General features: G+C 46.3%; 19 protein-coding genes. 7 read left to right on the top strand and 12 right to left on the bottom strand.

All coding sequences use genetic code 11. The annotated features are described in order from the left end of the window. Positions 1-11: 11 nt before the first annotated feature. From BTA31_RS15995 to BTA31_RS15975, 5 genes are all read right to left on the bottom strand, one after another. The gene (locus BTA31_RS15995) at positions 12-1,193 is read right to left on the bottom strand and encodes an HpcH/HpaI aldolase/citrate lyase family protein (protein ID WP_076793145.1); all 1,182 of its coding nucleotides are present in this window, start codon (positions 1,191-1,193) and stop codon (positions 12-14) included. A gap of 92 nt (positions 1,194-1,285) precedes the next feature. Beyond that, positions 1,286-2,059: a TerC family protein gene (locus BTA31_RS15990; RefSeq protein WP_043925470.1), complete on the bottom strand. Its 774-nt coding sequence runs from the start codon at positions 2,057-2,059 to the stop codon at positions 1,286-1,288. 65 nt (positions 2,060-2,124) lie between these two features. After that, complete coding sequence (locus BTA31_RS15985) at positions 2,125-2,703, bottom strand: TerD family protein (RefSeq protein ID WP_043925471.1); 579 nt, start codon at positions 2,701-2,703, stop codon at positions 2,125-2,127. Between the two features lie 78 nt (positions 2,704-2,781). Further along, entirely contained in the window at positions 2,782-3,363 is a 582-nt protein-coding gene (locus BTA31_RS15980; protein WP_043925472.1) for a TerD family protein, read from the bottom strand. 28 nt (positions 3,364-3,391) lie between these two features. Continuing rightward, the gene (locus tag BTA31_RS15975) at positions 3,392-3,994 is read right to left on the bottom strand and encodes a TerD family protein (RefSeq protein ID WP_043925473.1); all 603 of its coding nucleotides are present in this window, start codon (positions 3,992-3,994) and stop codon (positions 3,392-3,394) included. Positions 3,995-4,309: 315 nt separating this feature from the next. On the opposite strand from BTA31_RS15975, the gene BTA31_RS15970 reads away from it, so the two are divergent. Together BTA31_RS15970 and BTA31_RS15965 are read left to right on the top strand one after the other, a co-directional pair. After that, entirely contained in the window at positions 4,310-4,873 is a 564-nt protein-coding gene (locus BTA31_RS15970; RefSeq protein ID WP_043925474.1) for a PadR family transcriptional regulator, read from the top strand. Beyond that, positions 4,866-5,348: a DUF4188 domain-containing protein gene (locus tag BTA31_RS15965; protein WP_076793144.1), complete on the top strand. Its 483-nt coding sequence runs from the start codon at positions 4,866-4,868 to the stop codon at positions 5,346-5,348. The genes BTA31_RS15970 and BTA31_RS15965 overlap by 8 nt, the downstream gene beginning before the upstream one ends. Positions 5,349-5,586: 238 nt before the next feature. Here BTA31_RS15965 and BTA31_RS15960 read toward each other — a convergent pair whose 3' ends face one another. Both BTA31_RS15960 and BTA31_RS15955 read right to left on the bottom strand, forming a co-directional pair. Beyond that, positions 5,587-7,482 carry a DUF2207 domain-containing protein gene (locus BTA31_RS15960; RefSeq protein ID WP_076793143.1) on the bottom strand — a complete coding sequence of 632 codons (1,896 nt, stop codon included), beginning with the start codon at positions 7,480-7,482 and terminating at the stop codon, positions 5,587-5,589. A gap of 113 nt (positions 7,483-7,595) precedes the next feature. Further along, entirely contained in the window at positions 7,596-8,183 is a 588-nt protein-coding gene (locus tag BTA31_RS15955; RefSeq protein ID WP_076793142.1) for a TetR/AcrR family transcriptional regulator, read from the bottom strand. 150 nt (positions 8,184-8,333) lie between these two features. Between BTA31_RS15955 and BTA31_RS15950 the strand changes: the two genes are divergently transcribed. Both BTA31_RS15950 and BTA31_RS15945 read left to right on the top strand, forming a co-directional pair. After that, positions 8,334-9,221 carry an ABC transporter ATP-binding protein gene (locus BTA31_RS15950; RefSeq protein WP_076793141.1) on the top strand — a complete coding sequence of 296 codons (888 nt, stop codon included), beginning with the start codon at positions 8,334-8,336 and terminating at the stop codon, positions 9,219-9,221. After that, complete coding sequence (locus BTA31_RS15945) at positions 9,218-10,030, top strand: ABC transporter permease subunit (protein ID WP_076793140.1); 813 nt, start codon at positions 9,218-9,220, stop codon at positions 10,028-10,030. The genes BTA31_RS15950 and BTA31_RS15945 overlap by 4 nt, the downstream gene beginning before the upstream one ends. 50 nt (positions 10,031-10,080) lie before the next feature. Here BTA31_RS15945 and BTA31_RS15940 read toward each other — a convergent pair whose 3' ends face one another. Next, positions 10,081-11,433: a C40 family peptidase gene (locus BTA31_RS15940; RefSeq protein WP_076793139.1), complete on the bottom strand. Its 1,353-nt coding sequence runs from the start codon at positions 11,431-11,433 to the stop codon at positions 10,081-10,083. 308 nt (positions 11,434-11,741) lie between these two features. Here BTA31_RS15940 and BTA31_RS15935 point away from each other — a divergent pair, with 308 nt between their 5' ends. Continuing rightward, positions 11,742-12,734 carry an LLM class flavin-dependent oxidoreductase gene (locus BTA31_RS15935; RefSeq protein WP_076793138.1) on the top strand — a complete coding sequence of 331 codons (993 nt, stop codon included), beginning with the start codon at positions 11,742-11,744 and terminating at the stop codon, positions 12,732-12,734. Positions 12,735-12,780: 46 nt separating this feature from the next. Here the strand turns inward: BTA31_RS15935 and BTA31_RS15930 are convergent, their stop codons facing one another. Beyond that, positions 12,781-13,209 carry a cell wall hydrolase gene (locus BTA31_RS15930; protein WP_043926147.1) on the bottom strand — a complete coding sequence of 143 codons (429 nt, stop codon included), beginning with the start codon at positions 13,207-13,209 and terminating at the stop codon, positions 12,781-12,783. A 152-nt stretch (positions 13,210-13,361) separates the two neighbouring features. Here BTA31_RS15930 and BTA31_RS15925 point away from each other — a divergent pair, with 152 nt between their 5' ends. Beyond that, positions 13,362-14,213, top strand: coding sequence for a sulfurtransferase (locus BTA31_RS15925; RefSeq protein WP_076793137.1), 852 nt, complete (start codon positions 13,362-13,364; stop codon positions 14,211-14,213). Between the two features lie 53 nt (positions 14,214-14,266). Here BTA31_RS15925 and BTA31_RS15920 read toward each other — a convergent pair whose 3' ends face one another. The 3 genes from BTA31_RS15920 to BTA31_RS15910 all read right to left on the bottom strand — a co-directional run bounded on the left by BTA31_RS15920 (position 14,267) and on the right by BTA31_RS15910 (position 17,548). Continuing rightward, a complete protein-coding gene (locus tag BTA31_RS15920; RefSeq protein WP_076793136.1) occupies positions 14,267-15,664 on the bottom strand; it encodes a YcdB/YcdC domain-containing protein in 1,398 nt (465 codons plus the stop codon). A gap of 86 nt (positions 15,665-15,750) precedes the next feature. Continuing rightward, the gene (locus tag BTA31_RS15915) at positions 15,751-16,581 is read right to left on the bottom strand and encodes a DUF1835 domain-containing protein (RefSeq protein WP_076793135.1); all 831 of its coding nucleotides are present in this window, start codon (positions 16,579-16,581) and stop codon (positions 15,751-15,753) included. Between the two features lie 193 nt (positions 16,582-16,774). Then, complete coding sequence (locus BTA31_RS15910) at positions 16,775-17,548, bottom strand: glucose 1-dehydrogenase (protein ID WP_043926143.1); 774 nt, start codon at positions 17,546-17,548, stop codon at positions 16,775-16,777. 170 nt (positions 17,549-17,718) lie between these two features. Here BTA31_RS15910 and BTA31_RS15905 point away from each other — a divergent pair, with 170 nt between their 5' ends. Beyond that, positions 17,719-18,669, top strand: a complete 951-nt coding sequence (locus BTA31_RS15905; RefSeq protein ID WP_076793134.1) for a trypsin-like serine peptidase — start codon at positions 17,719-17,721, stop codon at positions 18,667-18,669. Positions 18,670-18,702: the final 33 nt, after the last annotated feature.

Genomic DNA, 18,702 nt, shown 5'->3' with positions numbered 1-18,702 from the left:
TCCGGCCTTGGCTAACTACCGAGTGATCCAAGATTTGAAAGCGATTTGGACGCTCTAAGTATGTCCGTATAGCTGCGGTTTTCATGATACACCCCGTAGATTTCAGCCTTTAATAATATTTTTTTGGCCCAGCTAAGGTACGGCTTGATTTCGATCATTTTATTTGAGAAAGAACTTTTTACAACGCCGCGGGTGCCGTCGGCACTTTCGACGATGCTCAGGGCATCCAGATAATCCTCCATTGATATGACATGCAGGCTTTGGACCGCTTTTATTTGTGACGGATGAATCACGCTCTTGCCGTGAATGCCGTTGGCCAGGTCAAGAAGCGTTTCATTGATCAATCCGTCCATATACCGATTGATCACAAGCGAAGATTCCCCCGCCTCAGCCCAATTCAACGCGAAAGGCGGGACCGTTGGCGAAGCATCTTCAAAGTACTCCCAGACAGGCCCAGAAATCACGAATTGCAAGCCGAAATAATTGACGATATCTTTGATGAAATCAGAGATGACCAAAATGTCATAAATCGGCGTTTCCGGTTTTCTTCTTAACCCGTACAGACCGCATAAATCAGTCGCGCCGATCCTGATATTCAGAATGACATCCTGATAAAAGCCCAGCGTTGATTTTAATTCCTGCAGCGCCTTTGCCCTCGTTTCCATTGCCAGCAGATCGGGTGTTTCAAAGATCGGCATTCCGTATAGAACAATGCCGGATTCTTGTGACAGTTTCGTTAAAGTATCAAGGTAGTGCTCTGCATTCAACATCGAAAACTTCGGAAATACGAATCCGGTAAACAGGTGAAGCGCACGGCCAAGCTTGTTGCCCAATTCGAGCATTTGCTCCGGTTCCCGCACCCGGATAAACATCAGCGGCAGCACATCGCTGCTGATGTTCTGCAGTTTTTGCGCCTGGTAAATCATATCGGCCTGACTGACAAGATTGTTTTCAGCCTGGAGAACCTCACAATCTCCAATCGAATCTTCAAGGCAAAAAACGACCGAGCACAGTTCAGGATACTTGTTATTGATCATGACATCTGCTATATCTTTTCGGTTCCCAGGAACATAAAGCGCAGCTCCAAGCGCATGCTCCAGAATGTGCTTCGGAGAGTCTTTTGTAACCGAGCCCGGCAGTTTGAAAAAGACATCTTCTTTTTGAGAGGCGGATAAAAAATCAAAGTATTGCATATGGGTCACCTTCTTTGAATAGGAATCATACACCCCTTTGATGTAAAAAAGGGAGGAGCAGATAGACTCCCCCCTTTATGTTTTGCAGTTTGTTATTCTTCCTTTGAAGCCGCCGTTTGCTCTTTCACAGCTTTTTGCTTGTTCAAATAGTGAATGATGAATGTTGCGGCAAAAGCGATAATCAGAATGATAAAGAAGACGCTGTGCGGCATTTCAATATGCCATACACTCGCAGCCATTTTCAGTGCGATGATCCCGATCAAAACAAAGGCCGTTGTTTCAAGTTCAGGCACTTTGTCAATCAGCGTCAGGAAGAATTTCGCAACGGTTCTCATCATTAAGATGCCGAGCATACCGCCGATCAGAAGCACCCAAACCTTTTCAGATACGGCAAATGCCGCCAGGATGCTGTCGACCGAAAATGCGAGGTCCATGAGCTCTACCGAAATGACAGTCGCCCAGAAGACCCCGAAAACGCGTACCATCCAGCTGTCTTTTTTGATGGCGTTTGCTTCATCATCGCCCTCACCGATGAAGAAGTGCTTGATGACGAGCCATGCCAGATATGCGGCTCCGAGCAGTTTGATCCACCAGAATTTAATCAGGATCATACCAAGTCCAATGAATAGAAATCTAAAGAAGTAGGCCCCGATTAAACCATATGTCAACGCTTTTTTGCGTTGTTTTTCCGGAAGGTGCTTCACCATGACGGCGAGAACGAGAGCATTATCCGCAGATAAAAGCCCCTCAAGCACGACCAGCGAACCGATCAGCCCCCAGGAAACGGGGTCCGTTAATACTTCCACCCACATTTCCCAATCGAAAAATGAGGCGTAAATTGACATAATATGATGAAATAAATCCACTTTCGTTACCTCCTATTGATGAAAAAGCAAGACTGAATCACGCAAACGTGATTCAGCCGGCAAAACTAGACTTGCAGGCCGTAGTTGCGGCAAAGCGATGCCAATCCGCCGGAAAATCCGCTGCCGATGGCATTGAATTTCCAATCGGCTCCGTGACGGTACAATTCGCAAACAACAACCGCTGTCTCAATCGAAAAATCCTCTCCCAAGTCAAAGCGAAGCAGCTCTTCATTTGTTGATTCATCAACAAGCCGGACAAACGCATTTGAGACTTGTCCAAAGTTTTGGCTGCGGCTTTCCGCCTCGTGAATCGTCACCGTGATGCCGATCTTTTCAACATGGGCGGGTATTTTTGAGAAATCGACGATGATTTGCTCGTCATCGCCTTCACCCTCTCCGGTCCGGTTGTCGCCCGTATGAATTACGGCGCCGCTCGGATGCTCGAGGTTGTTGTAAAAGACGAAGTCGCGTTCATTAATGCATCGATCGTTCTGATCGACAAGAAAAGCCGACGCATCCAAATCAAAATCGGCGCCGCCGGTATATTTGTTTGTATCCCAGCCTAAACCGATCAGCGCTTTCGTCAAACCGGGGTTCGTTTTCGTTAAATCGATCCTTTGTCCTTTAGATAATTGAATCGCCATCGATAGGACCTCCTTTAAGAAATGTCAGGTGCCGGACAAACGGACGCCGCGTAGCGCCTGCTGTCCGGATCGTCAAAATCAGCCGACCTGCAGGCCGAAATCGGTGGCGATCCTCGCCAGCCCGCCTTGATAGCCTGAGCCGATCGCTGAGAATTTCCATTCTCCTCCGTGGCGGTACAGCTCTCCCGTGATCAGCGCTGTTTCAATCGAGAAATCTTCACCCAAATCATAGCGGATTAACTCTTCGTTCGAGTCTTCATTGATCACGCGAACGTAGGCATTTGATACCTGTCCGAAATTTTGGCGGCGCGCCTCCGCTTCATGAATCGTAATCACAAAAGAAATCTTTTGAATGTCGGCAGGCACTGCATTCAAATTGATTTTTACCTGCTCATCGTCTCCTTCGCCTTCCCCTGTCCGATTGTCGCCTGTATGTATGACAGCTCCGCCTGCGCCCTCTGTCTGATTATAGAAAATAAAGTCCTTTTCAGAAGCGCATTTGCCGTCCGCATTGAGCAGGAACACGCTCGCATCCAGGTCAAAATCAGCGCCGCCGTCATATTGATTGACGTCCCAGCCAAGGCCGACGACGACTTTCGACAATCCGGGATTTGTTTTTGTTAAATCGACCTTTTGTCCTTTTGCTAATGAAATTGCCATGTTGATCTCCCCATTTCTTTTATGAATGTCAGGCGTAGCGTTTGACGATTTCCGTAATGCTCGTATCGTTTGTGCCTTCTCCGACAGCGGTGAATTTCCACTCGGCGCCGTCACGGTAAATCTCACCCGCAATCAGGCTTGTCCGTCCAGAATAATCGTCCCGCAGATTGTACTTGACCATCTCCCCGCGATCATTCATATTGACGATGCGTATGAAGGCATTTTCGATCATTCCGAAATGCTGGCTTCGTTTCACGCAATCGTATATATTCACGACAAAGACAAGCTTATGGATATGTGAAGGGACTTTTTGCAAATCTACGATGATTTGTTCATCATCTCCGCTGCCTTCCCCTGTCAGATTATCTCCGGTATGTTCGATGCTGCCGCACCTGCTCTTCAAGTTTCCGAAATAAATGACGTTCTTGTTCTCTGTGACTCTACCGTTTTCCAGCATCAGCACCGATGCGTCACAGTCAATATTCGGGGTTCCTCCTCCAAACAGCTTTCCAAAAAAACCGCCGCTTCCGGACGCTACCGGGTCCCAGCCGAGGCCGACCAAAATCTTCGAAAGCCCCGCCTTACCTTTTGTTAAATCAATCCGCTGACCTTTCTCTAAAGAAATAGCCAAACTGTTCACTCCTCCGTTGAATCATGACTTTCAAGATCACAGTGCTGGATGAGAATAAGAGTTTGAAAGATCCAATTATCACGCCAGCGTGATTCATATCTTCACAACTACAAGACCAATGAATCATTATTTAACCTGCTTAACTATATATACGGAAAGATTCAGAGAAAAGTTTCGCGGTTTTTCGATATTTTTTTATCATCTTTTCATCCTGGTCAAAATTTAGACGACAATAGTAGCGTTGCACGAAGTCATCGTGTTTGGTATAGTGTATCTAAAAGATATATATCAAATAGATATAGAAAGGCGGTATGTATGACAAAAAGAAATCACACGACTTACGCACTGCTCGGATTGATTACGGCCGGCTATCGAACGGGTTACGAAATGAAACAAATGATCGACCAAAGTTTAAATCATTTTTGGAAAATCAGCTACGGCCAAATTTATCCCGCGCTGCGACAATTAACAGAAGCAGGCTGGGCTGCTGCATCTCCAACGCTCTCGGACAAAAAGCCGGACAGAAAAGAGTACCTGATTACCGATGAAGGTCAAAAAGCGCTGCAGAGTTGGCTTGAAGAACCGATCAATGGCATCGCCTCAGAAAAAAACGAATTTTTGCTGAAGCTGTTTTTCAGCAAGGAAGAAGAGCGGGAGAAAACCGCTTTGAAAGTCAAGGAATACCAACGAAAGCTTGAAGAACGGCTTGAGGCATATAAAGCAATCGAGCAGTCAATTCTTTCATGCAGCTCTCATTCAAAGGACAGAGAGTACTGGCTTTTCACTTTGGATTATGGAAAACGCACCACCTCGGCCGGAATTGAATGGTGTGAAGCCACAATCAACCGGCTGAATGGAAAGGAAGGGACCAATGGGTAAAACGATCATCAACAAGCCTTTTACGGCCGCCCCTGGAGATGAAGTCGTTGTATTTGTGATCGGGATGAGAATAAACAAGTGGCATGCTGTTCATAAATGGTGGCCGGTTTTTACCGCCATGCCCCCTATGATAAAAGAGCTTCATCAAAACAAAGACCTCGGCTTTTTGGCAATGGAATCATTCATCAATTTCAGGACGATTTTTCTCATTCAATATTGGCGTTCTTTCGAAGATTTGACAGCATATGCAAAGGGTGATAAACATATGGCGGCTTGGCGCCGTTTTTATCAGAAAACTGCCGCATCAGGAGCTGTCGGCATCTATCATGAAACGTATACAATTCCAAAAGGGCGCTATGAGGCTTTTTACCATAACATGCCGGTGTTCGGCTTGGCAAAAGCTTACGGACATCAACCTGTCACCCGCAGAACCAAGACTGCTGAACAACGAATGCGGGGATCTGAAATAAGTTAAAAGGGGCTGTCGATTGCGATAGCCCCTTCAGATTGTTGACAAAATCCCAAAACGGTTTTTAGTTTTGGGATTTTGTCATCCTTTCAGCGTGATTGAAAACCCTTGCAGTCTAGGAAGGCCGAGCATCGGAGCGCAGCGAATGTTGGAATTCGTGAGCACCGACGCACAGGCCTGACAACGAATGCGAGGGTTTGTCGACACGCTGAAGGGGCTATCGTTTGCGATAGCCCCTTTCAACTTAAAAAGCTCCTGCCCCGTCGCCTCCGCCCGCTCCGGGACCGCCTGCATCATATGCATCGGCGTGCTGCTGCGAAGCTGGCAGCTGCCAGCTGTAAAACGGATAATGCAAACAGCCGGCGGCGGCCATACCCAGTACAGGGGAAGCGTAATCAAGCCTGTTTGCTGTTTGATTGAACCACACGGTTGATTCATCCTCAACCTCAAGCACAATTGCATAGATCATCGTCTTTTCGTTTTGAGACAGGCTTCTCCCTGAGAACAAATCTTCTTTTCTCAGATGATTTCTCCAGGAAAGAATCGATCTTCGGCAGATGGAGGCATACCTGTTTTCTTTTACGGCCGGGATGAAGGCAATTAATAAAATAGACAGCCCGACGCATATGCCGTAATACAAAATGGTATGAACGCTGTCGGTAAAAACAGACGCCAAAAACAATCCGGCCAAAAACAGAGTCGTATACAGCTTTGACTTCGCAAGAACAATGCCCGCCGACAGTGCAAAGCCAAATATGACGCAAGCCGCCATGAATCCGGCCTGATGGACCACATCTGCATACAGAATAAAGAGCAGAAGCCCGGTATGGACTGAAAGCAGTGAAAGCGACAGCATTCTCAGCCAGCGGTTTTCTTGGAACAGCTCCCTGAATTCAGGCGTTTGTCTGACGCTTTCCGTCCATTTTTGAACCACGTTTTGAAGAATGATCCTCTTTCGTTCATATTTTCCCAGCTGCTCCTTGTGCTTGCATTCCTCCTCAGTCGGTCCGCTGAGGGAATCCAGCCTGAACATATAGGTATCGCTAGCCGTTTGCTCAAAAAGTTTTTCGATTAAGAGCTGATCAGACTTTGGCAAATCTGCCTTGCTTCCGGAGAATTCAAATTGGTATGTATCATCAGGCGCCTTAGGATCGTCGAGAAACCTCTCTTCAGCCTGCACCTTCCGCATAGTGACCAATCCCCGCTGATAAAGAGAAAGCATGCCGGCCAGGAGATCGCGGTCTGTGAAACGGCCTTTTTTGTAAAGAAAAGCGACAAGCACGGGATCAAAGGACTCGAGTTCTTCAAACGAAAGCATGACACGGCGCCTCTTCTTCAAAAACGAAAGCATGACAGCCATGATGACCATGAACCCGACAATCCCCGAAAATATCAAAATCATCCTTTCAGCCCCGGCAATTCGTTCATCCCGCTCAGCGTAGCGTTTCGCCTCGTCTCTCTCCTCCTTCAGCAGTTCATCCTTTGTCTGGTAAGAAGGGTGCCGGACCGCCTCCTTCAAGGCGCTTTGCGGAAAATATATCCTCAGCTCAGAGCCCGTGCCTGCGCGATAGAGTCCTGTCTCATAGGTGACCGATGAATCGTTCACCTTCGTAATCTTTCCGTTTCCTTTTTCACGCAAAAACGCATGAATATCCCGTGCCCTTACCGATTCGGGCAGGCGCACTTCAATCTTTACGCGGCCGAAATCCGTATTTGCCTTTTCGTAAAATGAATGGATCAAAATCGACGTATCTTCAAACTTTTGAGCGGCATCTTCGATCACATAGCGAAACATCACATGTTTCGTTTCATCCTTTGATGCCGAATAAGCAAAATAAGTCCCGTCTTCTTTCTTTGTCTTTAACGGGATGGCTTGATCGCCTTTTCTCTGGTGATCGGGAAGGAGATAGGCTTTAAAATTCTTCAAGCGGCTCGCGGTTTCTTCGCTGAACGATCTTGTCGCCCCTTCAAAAGAACCTTTAAAATCGTATCTGTAAACTTCCTCTACGCTTAAATCACCGTTTTCTTTTACTGTTGCGCGTATATCAGCCCGCTCGATCGAAAAGGGTTTGCCTGCTTCAGAAAAACCTGTGACGAGAAAAAAGGCAATGAACATAAAAAAGAAAAAGGAGTGCTTCATCGTTTAGTAAATCCTTTCGTTTTTTGTATCTGCCTTATATACGGAAAAGCAAGGAAATTGTTTCAGCGTTTCACAGAAATGACAGAGATGTCAATTTTATTACAAGCAAACATCTACGGTCTGCCGCACAAGCCATAGAAGAAAATGTGCAGCATTTCCTCTGTAAACTGTCGGTTTTTTTCAAAGGCTTCACCCAATGTTTTTGAATGTTCAATGATCATATTCATAAAGATGAGAAAGCTTTCCGCGGTGATTTTAGGAGAGATTTCACCTGTCCGATGACCCTCTTCAATCATTTGGAGCATAAGTGGAATGATTTTTTCATCGTATTGCCGCTTCACATAATCCATGATTTCACTGTCTTCGATCATCACCTCTTTGATGACCGTTAAAGCGAACTTCTGTTTATTAGCTTCCCTTTTTTGCAAAATGATCAATTCAATCTTTTCTTTAACAGAAATATCTTTGTTCATATATTCTTCAAACTCGCTGATGGACTGATCAATATAATCTTTGAAAACCTCTTTCAGGAGCGCTTCTTTGCTTCCAAAGTAATTATAAATCGTCACCTGCGATACATTTGCCTCTTTTGCGATATCGGTTATCCGGATGCGCTTTGGCTCCCATGTTTTGAGCATATCCAAAGCCGTCTTTTTGATCTTCTCTTTAATCAGCAAAGCCCTTTTTTCAAATCCGTTCATATAACCATCCTTACTTATCTTTCTTAATGAAATTATAACATAAAAATATTTCACTAATTTTCGTTGACAAAAAAGTTCATAAGAACGTAAAATCAATTATGTAATTTTCAATCATTATTATTTCATAATTTTCATTTCTGGAGGTGTCACATGCTGACAGTTGAACGGCTTACGAAAAAGTTTTCCAACGGTAAAGGTATATTTGATGTTTCATTTCATGTTCAAAAAGGTGAAGTTTTTGGGTTTTTAGGGCCGAACGGAGCCGGCAAATCAACGACCATTCGACATATCATGGGGTTTATGAAGCCTGATCATGGCGACATCAAAGTAAACGGAATGGACGTTTTGAAGCAACAGGGCGACATTCAGCGGCATATCGGCTATCTCCCCGGAGAAATTGCGTTTATCGAAGGCATGACGGGAAAACAATTTCTTGATTTCATGGCAGACATGCACGGCTTAAAAGATACAGCTAAACGCAATGAACTCATTGAACGGCTCCAGTTCGATGTTCATACTCCGATCAGAAAAATGTCGAAAGGAATGAAGCAAAAGGTCGGGATTGTCGCCGCCTTTATGCACAGCCCTGAAGTCATCATTCTTGATGAACCGACATCAGGACTCGATCCGCTGATGCAAAAAGTGTTTATTGAAATCGTCCTCGAAGAAAAAGCGAAAGGAACGACGTTTTTAATGTCTTCCCACAGCTTTCCGGAAATCGAAAGAACCTGTGACAGAGCCGCCATTATAAAAGACGGCATCATCATTGCCGTCAAGGATATTCATGAACTGCAGTCGATGCAGCGCAAAGTATTTGAAGTTACATTTGAAAACACGGGCGACATTCCCGCCTTCATGAATTCAGGTCTGCAAATCGAGTCCCGGACGGACAACCGCGTCAAAGTGGCCGTTTTAGGGAACCATGATCAATTTATTAAAGAAACCGCCAAATATCACATTCGGCACATTGATGCTTCATCACAAAGCTTGGAAGAAATTTTTATGAACTACTATGACAGAAAGGGGACAGCGCAATGAACCTCTCCCTGTACAAACAAATGATGAGAACAAACATGAAAGGAATCATGAGCTACGGAGTAGGCTCCGCATTCTATATCCTTTTGATACTGGGCATTTATCCAAGCATCGCTGGCAATGCGGAGGATATTGAGAAAATGATCAAATCGATGCCGGAAGGCTTTCTCAATGCTTTTGGGTTTGAAAACGGACTGGGGAATCTCGAAGACTTTATGTCCGGAGAATATTACGGATTAATCTTTATCGTGATCTTATCGATCTTCTCTGTCATGCTGTCGACAAAGCTTTTGGCAAAGCTGGTGGATCAAGGGTCAATGGCCTATATTCTGTCTGCACCGACAACGCGCGGCAAAGTGGCTTTCACCCAAGCAGCCGTATTAACGACAGGTCTTTTGATTATTATGGCCGTGACGACAACGGCCGGACTGGCTGGCTACCATTTGATGCTGGGCGGTGATTACGATTTTAATGTGTCAAGATTTCTCGTTCTGAACCTGCTCGGCTTTCTGCTCTTCTTTGCAGTCGGCGGCATTTCGTTCCTCTTTTCGGCCATTTCAAATGATGAAAAAAGGGCCCTCGGACTTTCCGGAGGGATCACGTTTTTATTCTTCAGCTTCGACTTGCTAGGCAAATTAAGCGAAAAAACGGAATGGCTGAGGAGCCTGTCGGTTTTCTCTTTATTCAGACCGGGCGATATTGTGAACGGGAGTGCCGACATCGCTCAAGTGTCTCTTGTTCTCGCCGCAGTGGGTTTTGCCGCCTTCGCGCTCAGCATTCTCATCTTTAAAAAGCGCGACTTGCCGCTGTAATATAAAAACGCCGCTCCGATCAGGAACGGCGTTTGTTTCTGTATGATATTTTATTCAACGACCCGTCTGACAACTCCGCTGAAAGCTTTCTTCCAGTACGTGTTGCTCATAGAATCGACGGATACCCCGCGTGAGCTGTTATCGTTCAGGAATGTTCCATTGCCAAGATAGATACCCACGTGACCGTTCGTTTTGTATGTGTCAAAGAAGACCAAGTCTCCGCGCTTCATTTCAGACGCGCTGACAGCTCGTCCTTTGCCGACAAGCGTGCTTGTTGTCGCACCGAATCCAAGCTCTACGCCTGCTGAAGCATAAGCCCAGCGCACGAATGATGAGCAGTCAAAACGACGGTTGTCGATATCAGCTTGAGAACGTCCGCCTCCCCATTTGTACGGAGATCTGCCGACGATGCTTGAACCTGTGCTGATGGCAGCTTCAATCGCGTTTCCATTGCTGCTTACAACAGAACCGGAAGAGTAGTTTCTTGACGGGCTGCTGCTTTTCTTGCTGCTTGAAGAACCGCTGTTGGACGATCCGTTAGATTTGCTGACTGAACCTGATTTTGAGCTTGATGAAGACCCTGAATCAGCAGCAGTCGCAGATTCTTCTTTCGCTTTTGCTGCTGCAGCTACCGCAGCTCTTTCTTCTTTAAGCTTTTGTTCAAGAGCGGCTTCTTCTTTTGTCAGAGAGCCCGCTTCTTTTTTCAGATCGCTCAGCTCTGATTCTGCTGCCGCCTGCTTCGTTTGCAGCTGCTTAGAAAGGTTCGCCTGTTCTTTCAGCTGTTTATCAAGATCTGATTTAAGCGTTTTTAAATCGGCAAGTGTTTTTTGGATTTCGTCCAGTTTTGTATTTAAGTCAGACATTGCTTTTTCAAGCTTGTTTTTATCTTTCTCCTGTTCGTCAAGCAGGTCTTTGTCCGCATCAACAATTGTTGAAACAGCAGTTGCACGAGTGATAAAATCTCCGAAGCTTTGTGCGCCCAGAAGGACATTCAGATAGTTTTGGGATCCGCCGTTTTCCTGCAGGCTGCGCACGCGATTTTTAATCACTTTTGAACGCTCTTCAATCCGCTTTTCGGTTTCTTTGATTTCTTTTTTCAGAGCTTCCACTTCTTTTTTCGTTTTTTTGTTTTCTTTTTCCTTGTCTTCGATTTTGTTGCTTGTTTCAAGTGCTTTTTTATCAAGCTCTTGGATTTTGGTTTCAAGCTTTTTCTGTTCGTCTTGCAGCTTGGCGATTTCTTTCCGCTTGCTCTCGATGCCTGAATTCACTTCAGAACGCTTTTGCTGAATTTCTTGTTTTTGCTGAGATGTTTCTGCCGATGCCGTGTTGTTCATAAAGGGGGTAAATAGACTAGCTGTTCCGAGAATCGACGCTAAACCAAACGTATACACCTTTTTCTTCACTTTCTACTCCTCTTTCCCTTATGTATTCTTGTTTTTTCATTATGTAAATTCGATTGAACATTATTAAAAAATGAATCTTATGACCTATGATTTATATATCCGTTTCTAATGTACAGACGTTATTATACCATCTATTTTCGACAATAGGCGCCAATTTATATTACATTTATATTTCGTTTTTGTTTCAACGGTGTCATGTTTTGACTCATCATGTTTTGACTCTCGTACTCTCTTCGATTTGACCCTTTCTGCTGTTTTTCATATGCTTGACTTACTGAACAGGAACACGAAAGGAAGGCCGGTGACAAATGATGCAGCTCAGCATTCTTGACCAGGTTCCAATATCAAAAGGCTCAGATGCGTATTCAGCTGTGAAGCAGTCTGCAGAGCTGGCGGAACTTGCGGATCAATGGGGGTACAAAAGGTATTGGTTTGCCGAGCATCACAGCACACGGGGACTTGCCAGCACCGCTCCCGAGATCATGATCGCACACATTGCGGCAAAGACGGCGAACATTCGCGTCGGTTCGGGCGGCGTTCTGCTGCCTCAATACAGTCCCTTTAAAGTGGCTGAAAACTTTCGACAGCTTGAAGCCCTTTATCCCAGGAGGATTGACCTAGGGATCGGCCGCTCTCCGGGAGGCACAACCAAAACGAGGCTGGCGCTGACAGACGGGGTTCATAAAAGTCTGGACGAATTCCCGAGACAGCTTCAAGACTTGTTGGGTTTTCTGACTGATTCCGTCCCTTCCGGACATGATTATTCCGGAATCAAAGCCGCCCCTTTGACGGATTCGCCGCCGGAAGTGTGGCTTTTAGGGCTGGGAGAAAACAGCGCGAAATTGGCCGGTGACATGGGAGCGGGATACGTATTCGGGCATTTCATCAATTCCGCAAGAGGGAGTAGCGCCTTTCAATCATACCGTGAAAGCTTTCGGCCTTCTCCTTTCTTTAAACGCCCTCAATCTTTGGCCGCTGTTTTCGTCGTTTGTGCGGAATCCGATGAAAAAGCTGAGGAGCTCTGCTTAAGCCAAGATTTATGGCTTCTCAGGGTTGAAAAAGGGCTGGACAGTCTTGTCCCAAGCATTGAGGAGGCGAAATCGGCTGTTTACACAGCTGCCGATAAAAGGAAACTTGTCCAAAACCGCAGCCGTATGGTGATCGGGTCTCCTCAAACAGTCAAAAGAAAACTGCTCGAGCTCTCTGAACGATATCAAACAGATGAGTTTATGATTTTGACTAACGTCTACCGGTTTGAAGATAAGAAGCAGTCTTACGAAAGACTTGCGGAATTATTTTGAGCAAAAAACATCCCTTTTCAAAATCGGTTGAAAAGGGATGTTTTTGTTAAAACGTATTATAGACATTCTCACACTCTTCCGCCGTCGGCTCGTAAAAACAATGCGCTTTAAAGCGGCCGACATGCGGCTGATTATACCACTGTGCGGGACACGCCCCCGCCGGTCTGAAATACCACAAACTAAATTTTGCCGGCCAAAGCCGCTCCCCGTTGATCGCCCTGCGTGCCAAGCGCCTTTCGCTTTCCCGCGCCCTTTGATAGAAATAACCGTGCGTCACGGCTTCAAAGGCATGCGGCTGATGGATCATCTGCGGAATGGTGCGAAGTCCCACAAAGTCGGAACAGTTTGCCCTGATGCGGTTGATTCCGACATTTCCGACCATAAGCATTCCTTGGACGCCTTCGCCTTCAGCCTCCGCTCTCAAAAGTCTGGCCAAAAGAGCGATATCTTTAGAAGAAGCCTGAACCACTGCCATTTTAGTCACCCCCATGATGTCGTCACCTTTATCATATTCTGTTTCATTTAGGTGATGACGATTTCGGGATTTATCTTTGACATTCCCCATAAAAGAAAGCTATTCTTCTATTATCAGAATTGAGAAAAAACTGGGAACGGAGGGATCGAGAAATGTCAGCAGTGAAGAGTCCTGAATGGGTATACAAACGATTAATGGAAAAACCGGATCAAACGGTTATTGTCGATGTAAGGTTTCATTTGACAAAACCGGACGAAGGCCGGAAAGCGTATACGAAAGGCCATGTACCGGGAGCCGTTTACATTGATTTAAAAGAGGATCTGTCGCGCAATGTGGAAGAGCACGGCGGCAGACACCCGCTTCAAGACCCCGACCTTCTGGCCGCAAAGCTTGGAAAAATCGGCATTGACCGGCAAACAGATGTCGTTGTCTATGATGACAGCGGCGGCATGTTTGCAGCGCGCTTTTGGTGGCAGCTCCACTATCTAGGACATGACAGCGTCTATATTATGGATGGGGGGCTGTCCAATTGGATCAAAGCGGGCTATGAGCTGACCGCCGAGGTTCCCCGTCCTATCCAGCGCGAATTTAAGCCGGCGCTCAGAGAAAACGAACTGCTTGATGCCGGAGAAGTGCTGAAGCGAATCGGCAGAAAAGACTCCATCCTGATCGATGCGCGCGACCCTTCCAGATACACCGGGGAAACCGAGCCTCTCGATCACCGGGCCGGCCATATTCCCGGCGCAAAAAACTTTTTTTGGAAAGACAATCTGACCGAAAGCGGATTATGGAAAAGCAAAGAACAGCTCAGACAGCACTATGCTGTTTTGGACCCGGGCCGTGAAATCGTCGTCTATTGCGGATCGGGCGTATCAGCCTGCCCGAATGTGCTCGGCTTAAAAGAAGCCGGATTTGAAAATGTGAAGCTGTATGCCGGCAGCTGGAGCGATTGGATCAGCTACCCCGACCACCCGATCTCCACTGGAACCGAGGACGACATTTGATTTTACAAGAGGCGGCGGCCGGGGGCTTTCCCACCTCAGCCGACCGCCGTTCATTATATGTTTTTGCTCGTAAACGCCTTTCCGTCATGGGCATCGATAAAGTGCGGGTATACCGGCCGGTAGACAAGCCTGTAGAAGTCATCCTTTTCCCGACTGTAATCCCTTTCCCATTGCAGCTTTACATCAAATGCCGCTGCAAAAACGGCTTTCGCTTCCTCCTCTGAAATGGATGGCGAAGGACTCAGATCGGCCAGTGTTTCCGGATCGATTTCCGGACCGTGATAACCGACGACCCTGCCGGTTGTCCGGCTGATACTGATATTGGCAGAGCCAAGCCTTAACGGCACCCCTTTGTATTGAAGATCAAATTGAAAAAAAGCGTTTGATCTGTCCCCGTCATTTTCCGCCCGATGCATTCGAAAAAGCTGATCAGCGTCGGGATAAAGCTTGTACAAAAATTGCAGCGCCCGTTTCAAGCAGTCTTCCCCGCTCAAGGCAAGGGGTCCTTCCGATTTGATGAAAGAAGCGATCCCTTTGAGCTTCCCCGACTTTTTGTCTTTCAAGATTTTCAACGTATTTTGGTTCCATGTTTCAAAGTAGCCGGCTATACTCCGGTCTCTCGGCTCAGGGTCGTTTCCCAGGCGCCACACCGTTCCAATTGACTCTCCCATATCGGTTTCGCGGATTTTCCGCATCGAAGGGGTAAAGCCTATCATGTCGTCGATATCAGCTTGACGGTCAGCCTCAGGCAGCAAAGGGAGCGGCAATGTCTCCTCCTCATCCTCGTCATCAGCCGCAGGCTTCATATGGCGTTTTTCCGTGATATCGGCGGGATAGCTGTAAAACGGCAAGTCTGCTTCGTAAATAAGATGCGGGCGATCATCTCCCCCTTCATAAAGTTCACTGCGGATTTTTTCGACCGCCAATTCGAATTGAATATGTTTAAGATAATCGGCTGTCACCGATTGCTGATCAGCTATCTGCTTTGGAATGGAGAAAGAGCTCGTCCCGCCGTTATAGCGAAACTCCATCACCTCTCCGTTCTTGGCGACCCGGACATAAAAGCCCGTTTGCGGAAGCGGAAGATCAAGGACAGTCTGAACATACGTAAAACGGACGAATTGTTCTGTTGCCTTCTTTTCATCGAAAACAAATTCATGAGGCGCATTCGGGTAATGCTGTTCTGTAAACTGAAGGGCGATTTGCAGCAGCCTTTCCTCAGGAAGAGACTCCTCGACCACCGGTTCATACTCTTTTATCAAACTGATTAAGCGGCCTTGATGGTCTAACTCCACCGATATGTCCCGCTCCGGCTCTTCCATGTCCTGCCAGGCGAAAAAAGCCCGGCTCTCTTTTTCGTACTTTTCTCCGTAATCTTCGATCATGAGCTGATAATGTGAGGGAACCCTACTGATGGATTGCGCTTTTTGTTTTAACTGTTCACGAACCAAATCCTGTCTACCTCTCTTTCATTTTCTTCTCCTTATGTATACGAAATATACCATTAATCGTTTCATGAAAATTGAGATAATTGGATTTAACTGGTGAACTTACATGGCGATTTTAACCTGACACTAAAGTATCTCATTCCTTTTGGTACGCCTTCCATCTCAAAAATACCTTTGCGGATCAGCTCTAAAATACGGTACTTGATATATTCATCTCCGATGTTCTCCTCCAGATGGCCAATGACCTCGCCGATCAAGCGGGGACAGTTGATAAAGGTGCTGGCTGCACGGTTTTTTTGAAGCTTTGCCAGCTTGCCGATTATGAACGAATCATAAAAATCCTCCTTCACGTTTTTGATTCTACCGTCTTCCCATAGTCGCAACACGCTTGTCTGCTGAGACAGCGCTGTCCATTCCTCTGCAAGGCTCCGCCTTTCAGCGTCTGTCAAAGGCACCTGATCACGCTCTTCATAAATGAATCTCATTTCTTCATCATTCAATTCGCCCGAGCTCCAGGTATGAGGAAAGTGCTTCGACGTATTCAGATGGAAAACAGCCAAGTTCATTTGCCGGAGGATATGGTGTACAAACCTCAGACCCGTTTGTTCGTGTGCATGATCGCCCGGCCATATAAAGACAGAGGCTTGCTCCGGAATGCCGGATAATGCAGAAACCGCCTCTTCAAAACGGCTGTATCTCTCTCCAAACTCGTGAAATCGGTCATTCAGATGCGTTTTCAGCCATTGATAACGATTGTCCCTGCCTTCTTTGACTTCCAGCTTTTGAAGCGGCCCGATGGAAAATAATTCAGGAAGGACGATCAGACTCTTTTCCTGGGTTCCTCCCAACTGTTTGAGCATCATGTTTATACTGCCGCCGGCAGATTCGCCGAAAGCAATGTGAACGATATTGTTTTGCATAATTAATCTCCTTTTATTGAAAGTTGTGATAGCATCCTGAGGCATGTACGATACAGCGGTATATCTTAAAGCTATTAAACTCGTCTTTTTAACTATTATATACAAAAACAGGATATAAAAGGTAACACGATGAAAAAGCCCCCATTCCGCCATTCGAAAAAAGGCAGAACGGGAGCTGAAAAAACGGGTTTTGCTATTCCAGCTGTGATGGATACAGCGTCATGCCGCCGTCAACAAACAAAGTCGCGCCCGTTACATAGGCGGCTTCTTTCGACACAAGCCATGCCGCTGCGGATGCCACTTGTTCAGTCTCACCAAATTCGTTCATCGGTATCTTTTTCAGCTGTGCCGACTTGCGGCTTCCCTCCAAGTCTTCATTGCTTTCGGTCGCAATCGTTCCCGGCGCGATCGCATTGATGCGAATTCCTTTGTCCGCGTAGTCAAGAGCAAGCGTTTCTGTTAACAGCTTCATTCCGCCTTTTGAAGCGGAGTAATGAACATTTCTTGGCCTCGGGATTTGCTGATGAACGCTTGATATATTGAGTATGCTTCCTTTCATGCGGCGGTCCGCCATATATCTTAAGGCTTCTCGTGCGCCGAGAAACGCACCGGTTAAATTAACGTCGATCACTTTCTGCCATTCATCAAGCTCAAGTTCGTGCGGGAAGGCGCCTGCGCCGTTAAATCCTGAATTATTGACCATGACATCAAGTGAACCGAAGTGTTCCACTGCTGAATGAATCAGCTTTTTCACGTCCTCTTCAGAAGACACGTCAGCTTCTACCGCAAGGGCGTTTCCGCCCGCTGCTTGAATATTGTCGACAGCTTCCCGTGCGCCTTCGAGATCGTTGTGATAATTGACAACCACATTCATCTTTTCTTTTCCAAACCGTTCTGCAACCGCCTTGCCTATCCCTTTTGAAGAGCCGGTCACAATTGCTGTTTTTCCTTTTAAATCACTATACAACCTAAACACCCCTCAATTTCTTTTCTTCATGTACATTACCCGGTATCAATATGATCAAACAAAATGTTAATACGCGCCTTTAGTATGATCTTTTTAATTATATGGAAAATTCAGAATTATTTTGTTAATATCTAACTTGAACTTACAACAAAATAAGGAAGTGATACGATTTGGTTAGTAAAAGAAGTGTTAAACGAGGTTTGATCACAGGTCTCATTGGTATTTCTATTTATTCTTTTGGTATCCACCCGGCCCAAGCCGCACCATCGCCTCATACTCCTGTTTCAAGCGATCCTTCATACAAAGTGGATACATTGGTTACCTATGACCCAAATATTAAGAGCGATCAATACGGCTCGTATTCAAAAGCATTTACAGGAACCGGAAAAGTGAATGAAACAAAGGAAAAAACGGAAAAAAAGTCACCCGCCAAAGCTCCTTACAGCATTAAATCGGTGATTGGTTCTGATAATCGGACAAGGGTCACCAACACAACCGCATATCCGTACAGAGCGATCGTTCATATTTCAAGCAGCATCGGTTCGTGCACCGGGTGGATGATCGGTCCGAAAACCGTCGCAACAGCCGGGCACTGCATCTATGACACATCAAGCGGTTCATTTGCCGGTACAGCCACTGTTTCGCCGGGACGGAACGGGACAAGCTACCCTTACGGCTCAGTTAAATCGACGCGCTACTTTATTCCATCAGGATGGAGAAGCGGAAACACCAATTACGATTACGGCGCAATCGAACTAAGCGAACCGATCGGCAATACCGTTGGATACTTCGGATACTCGTACACTACATCATCACTTGTTGGGACAACTGTTACCATCAGCGGCTACCCAGGCGATAAAACAACAGGCACACAATGGCAGCATTCAGGACCGATTGCCATCTCCGATACGTATAAATTGCAGTATGCAATGGACACGTACGGAGGACAAAGCGGTTCACCGGTATTCGAACAAAGCAGCTCCAGAACGAACTGCAGCGGTCCGTGCTCGCTTGCCGTACACACAAATGGAGTATACGGCGGCTCTTCTTACAACAGAGGCACCCGGATTACAAAAGAGGTATTCGACAATTTGACCAACTGGAAAAACAGCGCCCAATAACACATGAAGACAGCCCGCTTCCTTTTGGAACGG

It is taken from the genome of Bacillus haynesii (genome assembly GCF_001969855.1).
Lineage (GTDB): Bacteria > Bacillota > Bacilli > Bacillales > Bacillaceae > Bacillus > Bacillus haynesii.
The sequence above is the reverse complement of the archived record's forward strand: the minus strand, read 5'-3'. Positions and strand labels throughout refer to the sequence as shown.

What these genes read in the sequence shown, in the direction of transcription:
- BTA31_RS15995 (WP_076793145.1), bottom strand. Translation starts at nt 1,193, where the DNA reads ATGCAATACTTTGATTTTTTATCCGCCTCTCAAAAAGAAGATGTCTTT.
- BTA31_RS15985 (WP_043925471.1), bottom strand. Translation starts at nt 2,703, where the DNA reads ATGGCGATTCAATTATCTAAAGGACAAAGGATCGATTTAACGAAAACG.
- BTA31_RS15980 (WP_043925472.1), bottom strand. Translation starts at nt 3,363, where the DNA reads ATGGCAATTTCATTAGCAAAAGGACAAAAGGTCGATTTAACAAAAACA.
- BTA31_RS15970 (WP_043925474.1), top strand. Translation starts at nt 4,310, where the DNA reads ATGACAAAAAGAAATCACACGACTTACGCACTGCTCGGATTGATTACG.
- BTA31_RS15965 (WP_076793144.1), top strand. Translation starts at nt 4,866, where the DNA reads ATGGGTAAAACGATCATCAACAAGCCTTTTACGGCCGCCCCTGGAGAT.
- BTA31_RS15960 (WP_076793143.1), bottom strand. Translation starts at nt 7,482, where the DNA reads ATGAAGCACTCCTTTTTCTTTTTTATGTTCATTGCCTTTTTTCTCGTC.
- BTA31_RS15955 (WP_076793142.1), bottom strand. Translation starts at nt 8,183, where the DNA reads ATGAACGGATTTGAAAAAAGGGCTTTGCTGATTAAAGAGAAGATCAAA.
- BTA31_RS15950 (WP_076793141.1), top strand. Translation starts at nt 8,334, where the DNA reads ATGCTGACAGTTGAACGGCTTACGAAAAAGTTTTCCAACGGTAAAGGT.
- BTA31_RS15945 (WP_076793140.1), top strand. Translation starts at nt 9,218, where the DNA reads ATGAACCTCTCCCTGTACAAACAAATGATGAGAACAAACATGAAAGGA.
- BTA31_RS15935 (WP_076793138.1), top strand. Translation starts at nt 11,742, where the DNA reads ATGATGCAGCTCAGCATTCTTGACCAGGTTCCAATATCAAAAGGCTCA.
- BTA31_RS15930 (WP_043926147.1), bottom strand. Translation starts at nt 13,209, where the DNA reads ATGGCAGTGGTTCAGGCTTCTTCTAAAGATATCGCTCTTTTGGCCAGA.
- BTA31_RS15925 (WP_076793137.1), top strand. Translation starts at nt 13,362, where the DNA reads ATGTCAGCAGTGAAGAGTCCTGAATGGGTATACAAACGATTAATGGAA.
- BTA31_RS15915 (WP_076793135.1), bottom strand. Translation starts at nt 16,581, where the DNA reads ATGCAAAACAATATCGTTCACATTGCTTTCGGCGAATCTGCCGGCGGC.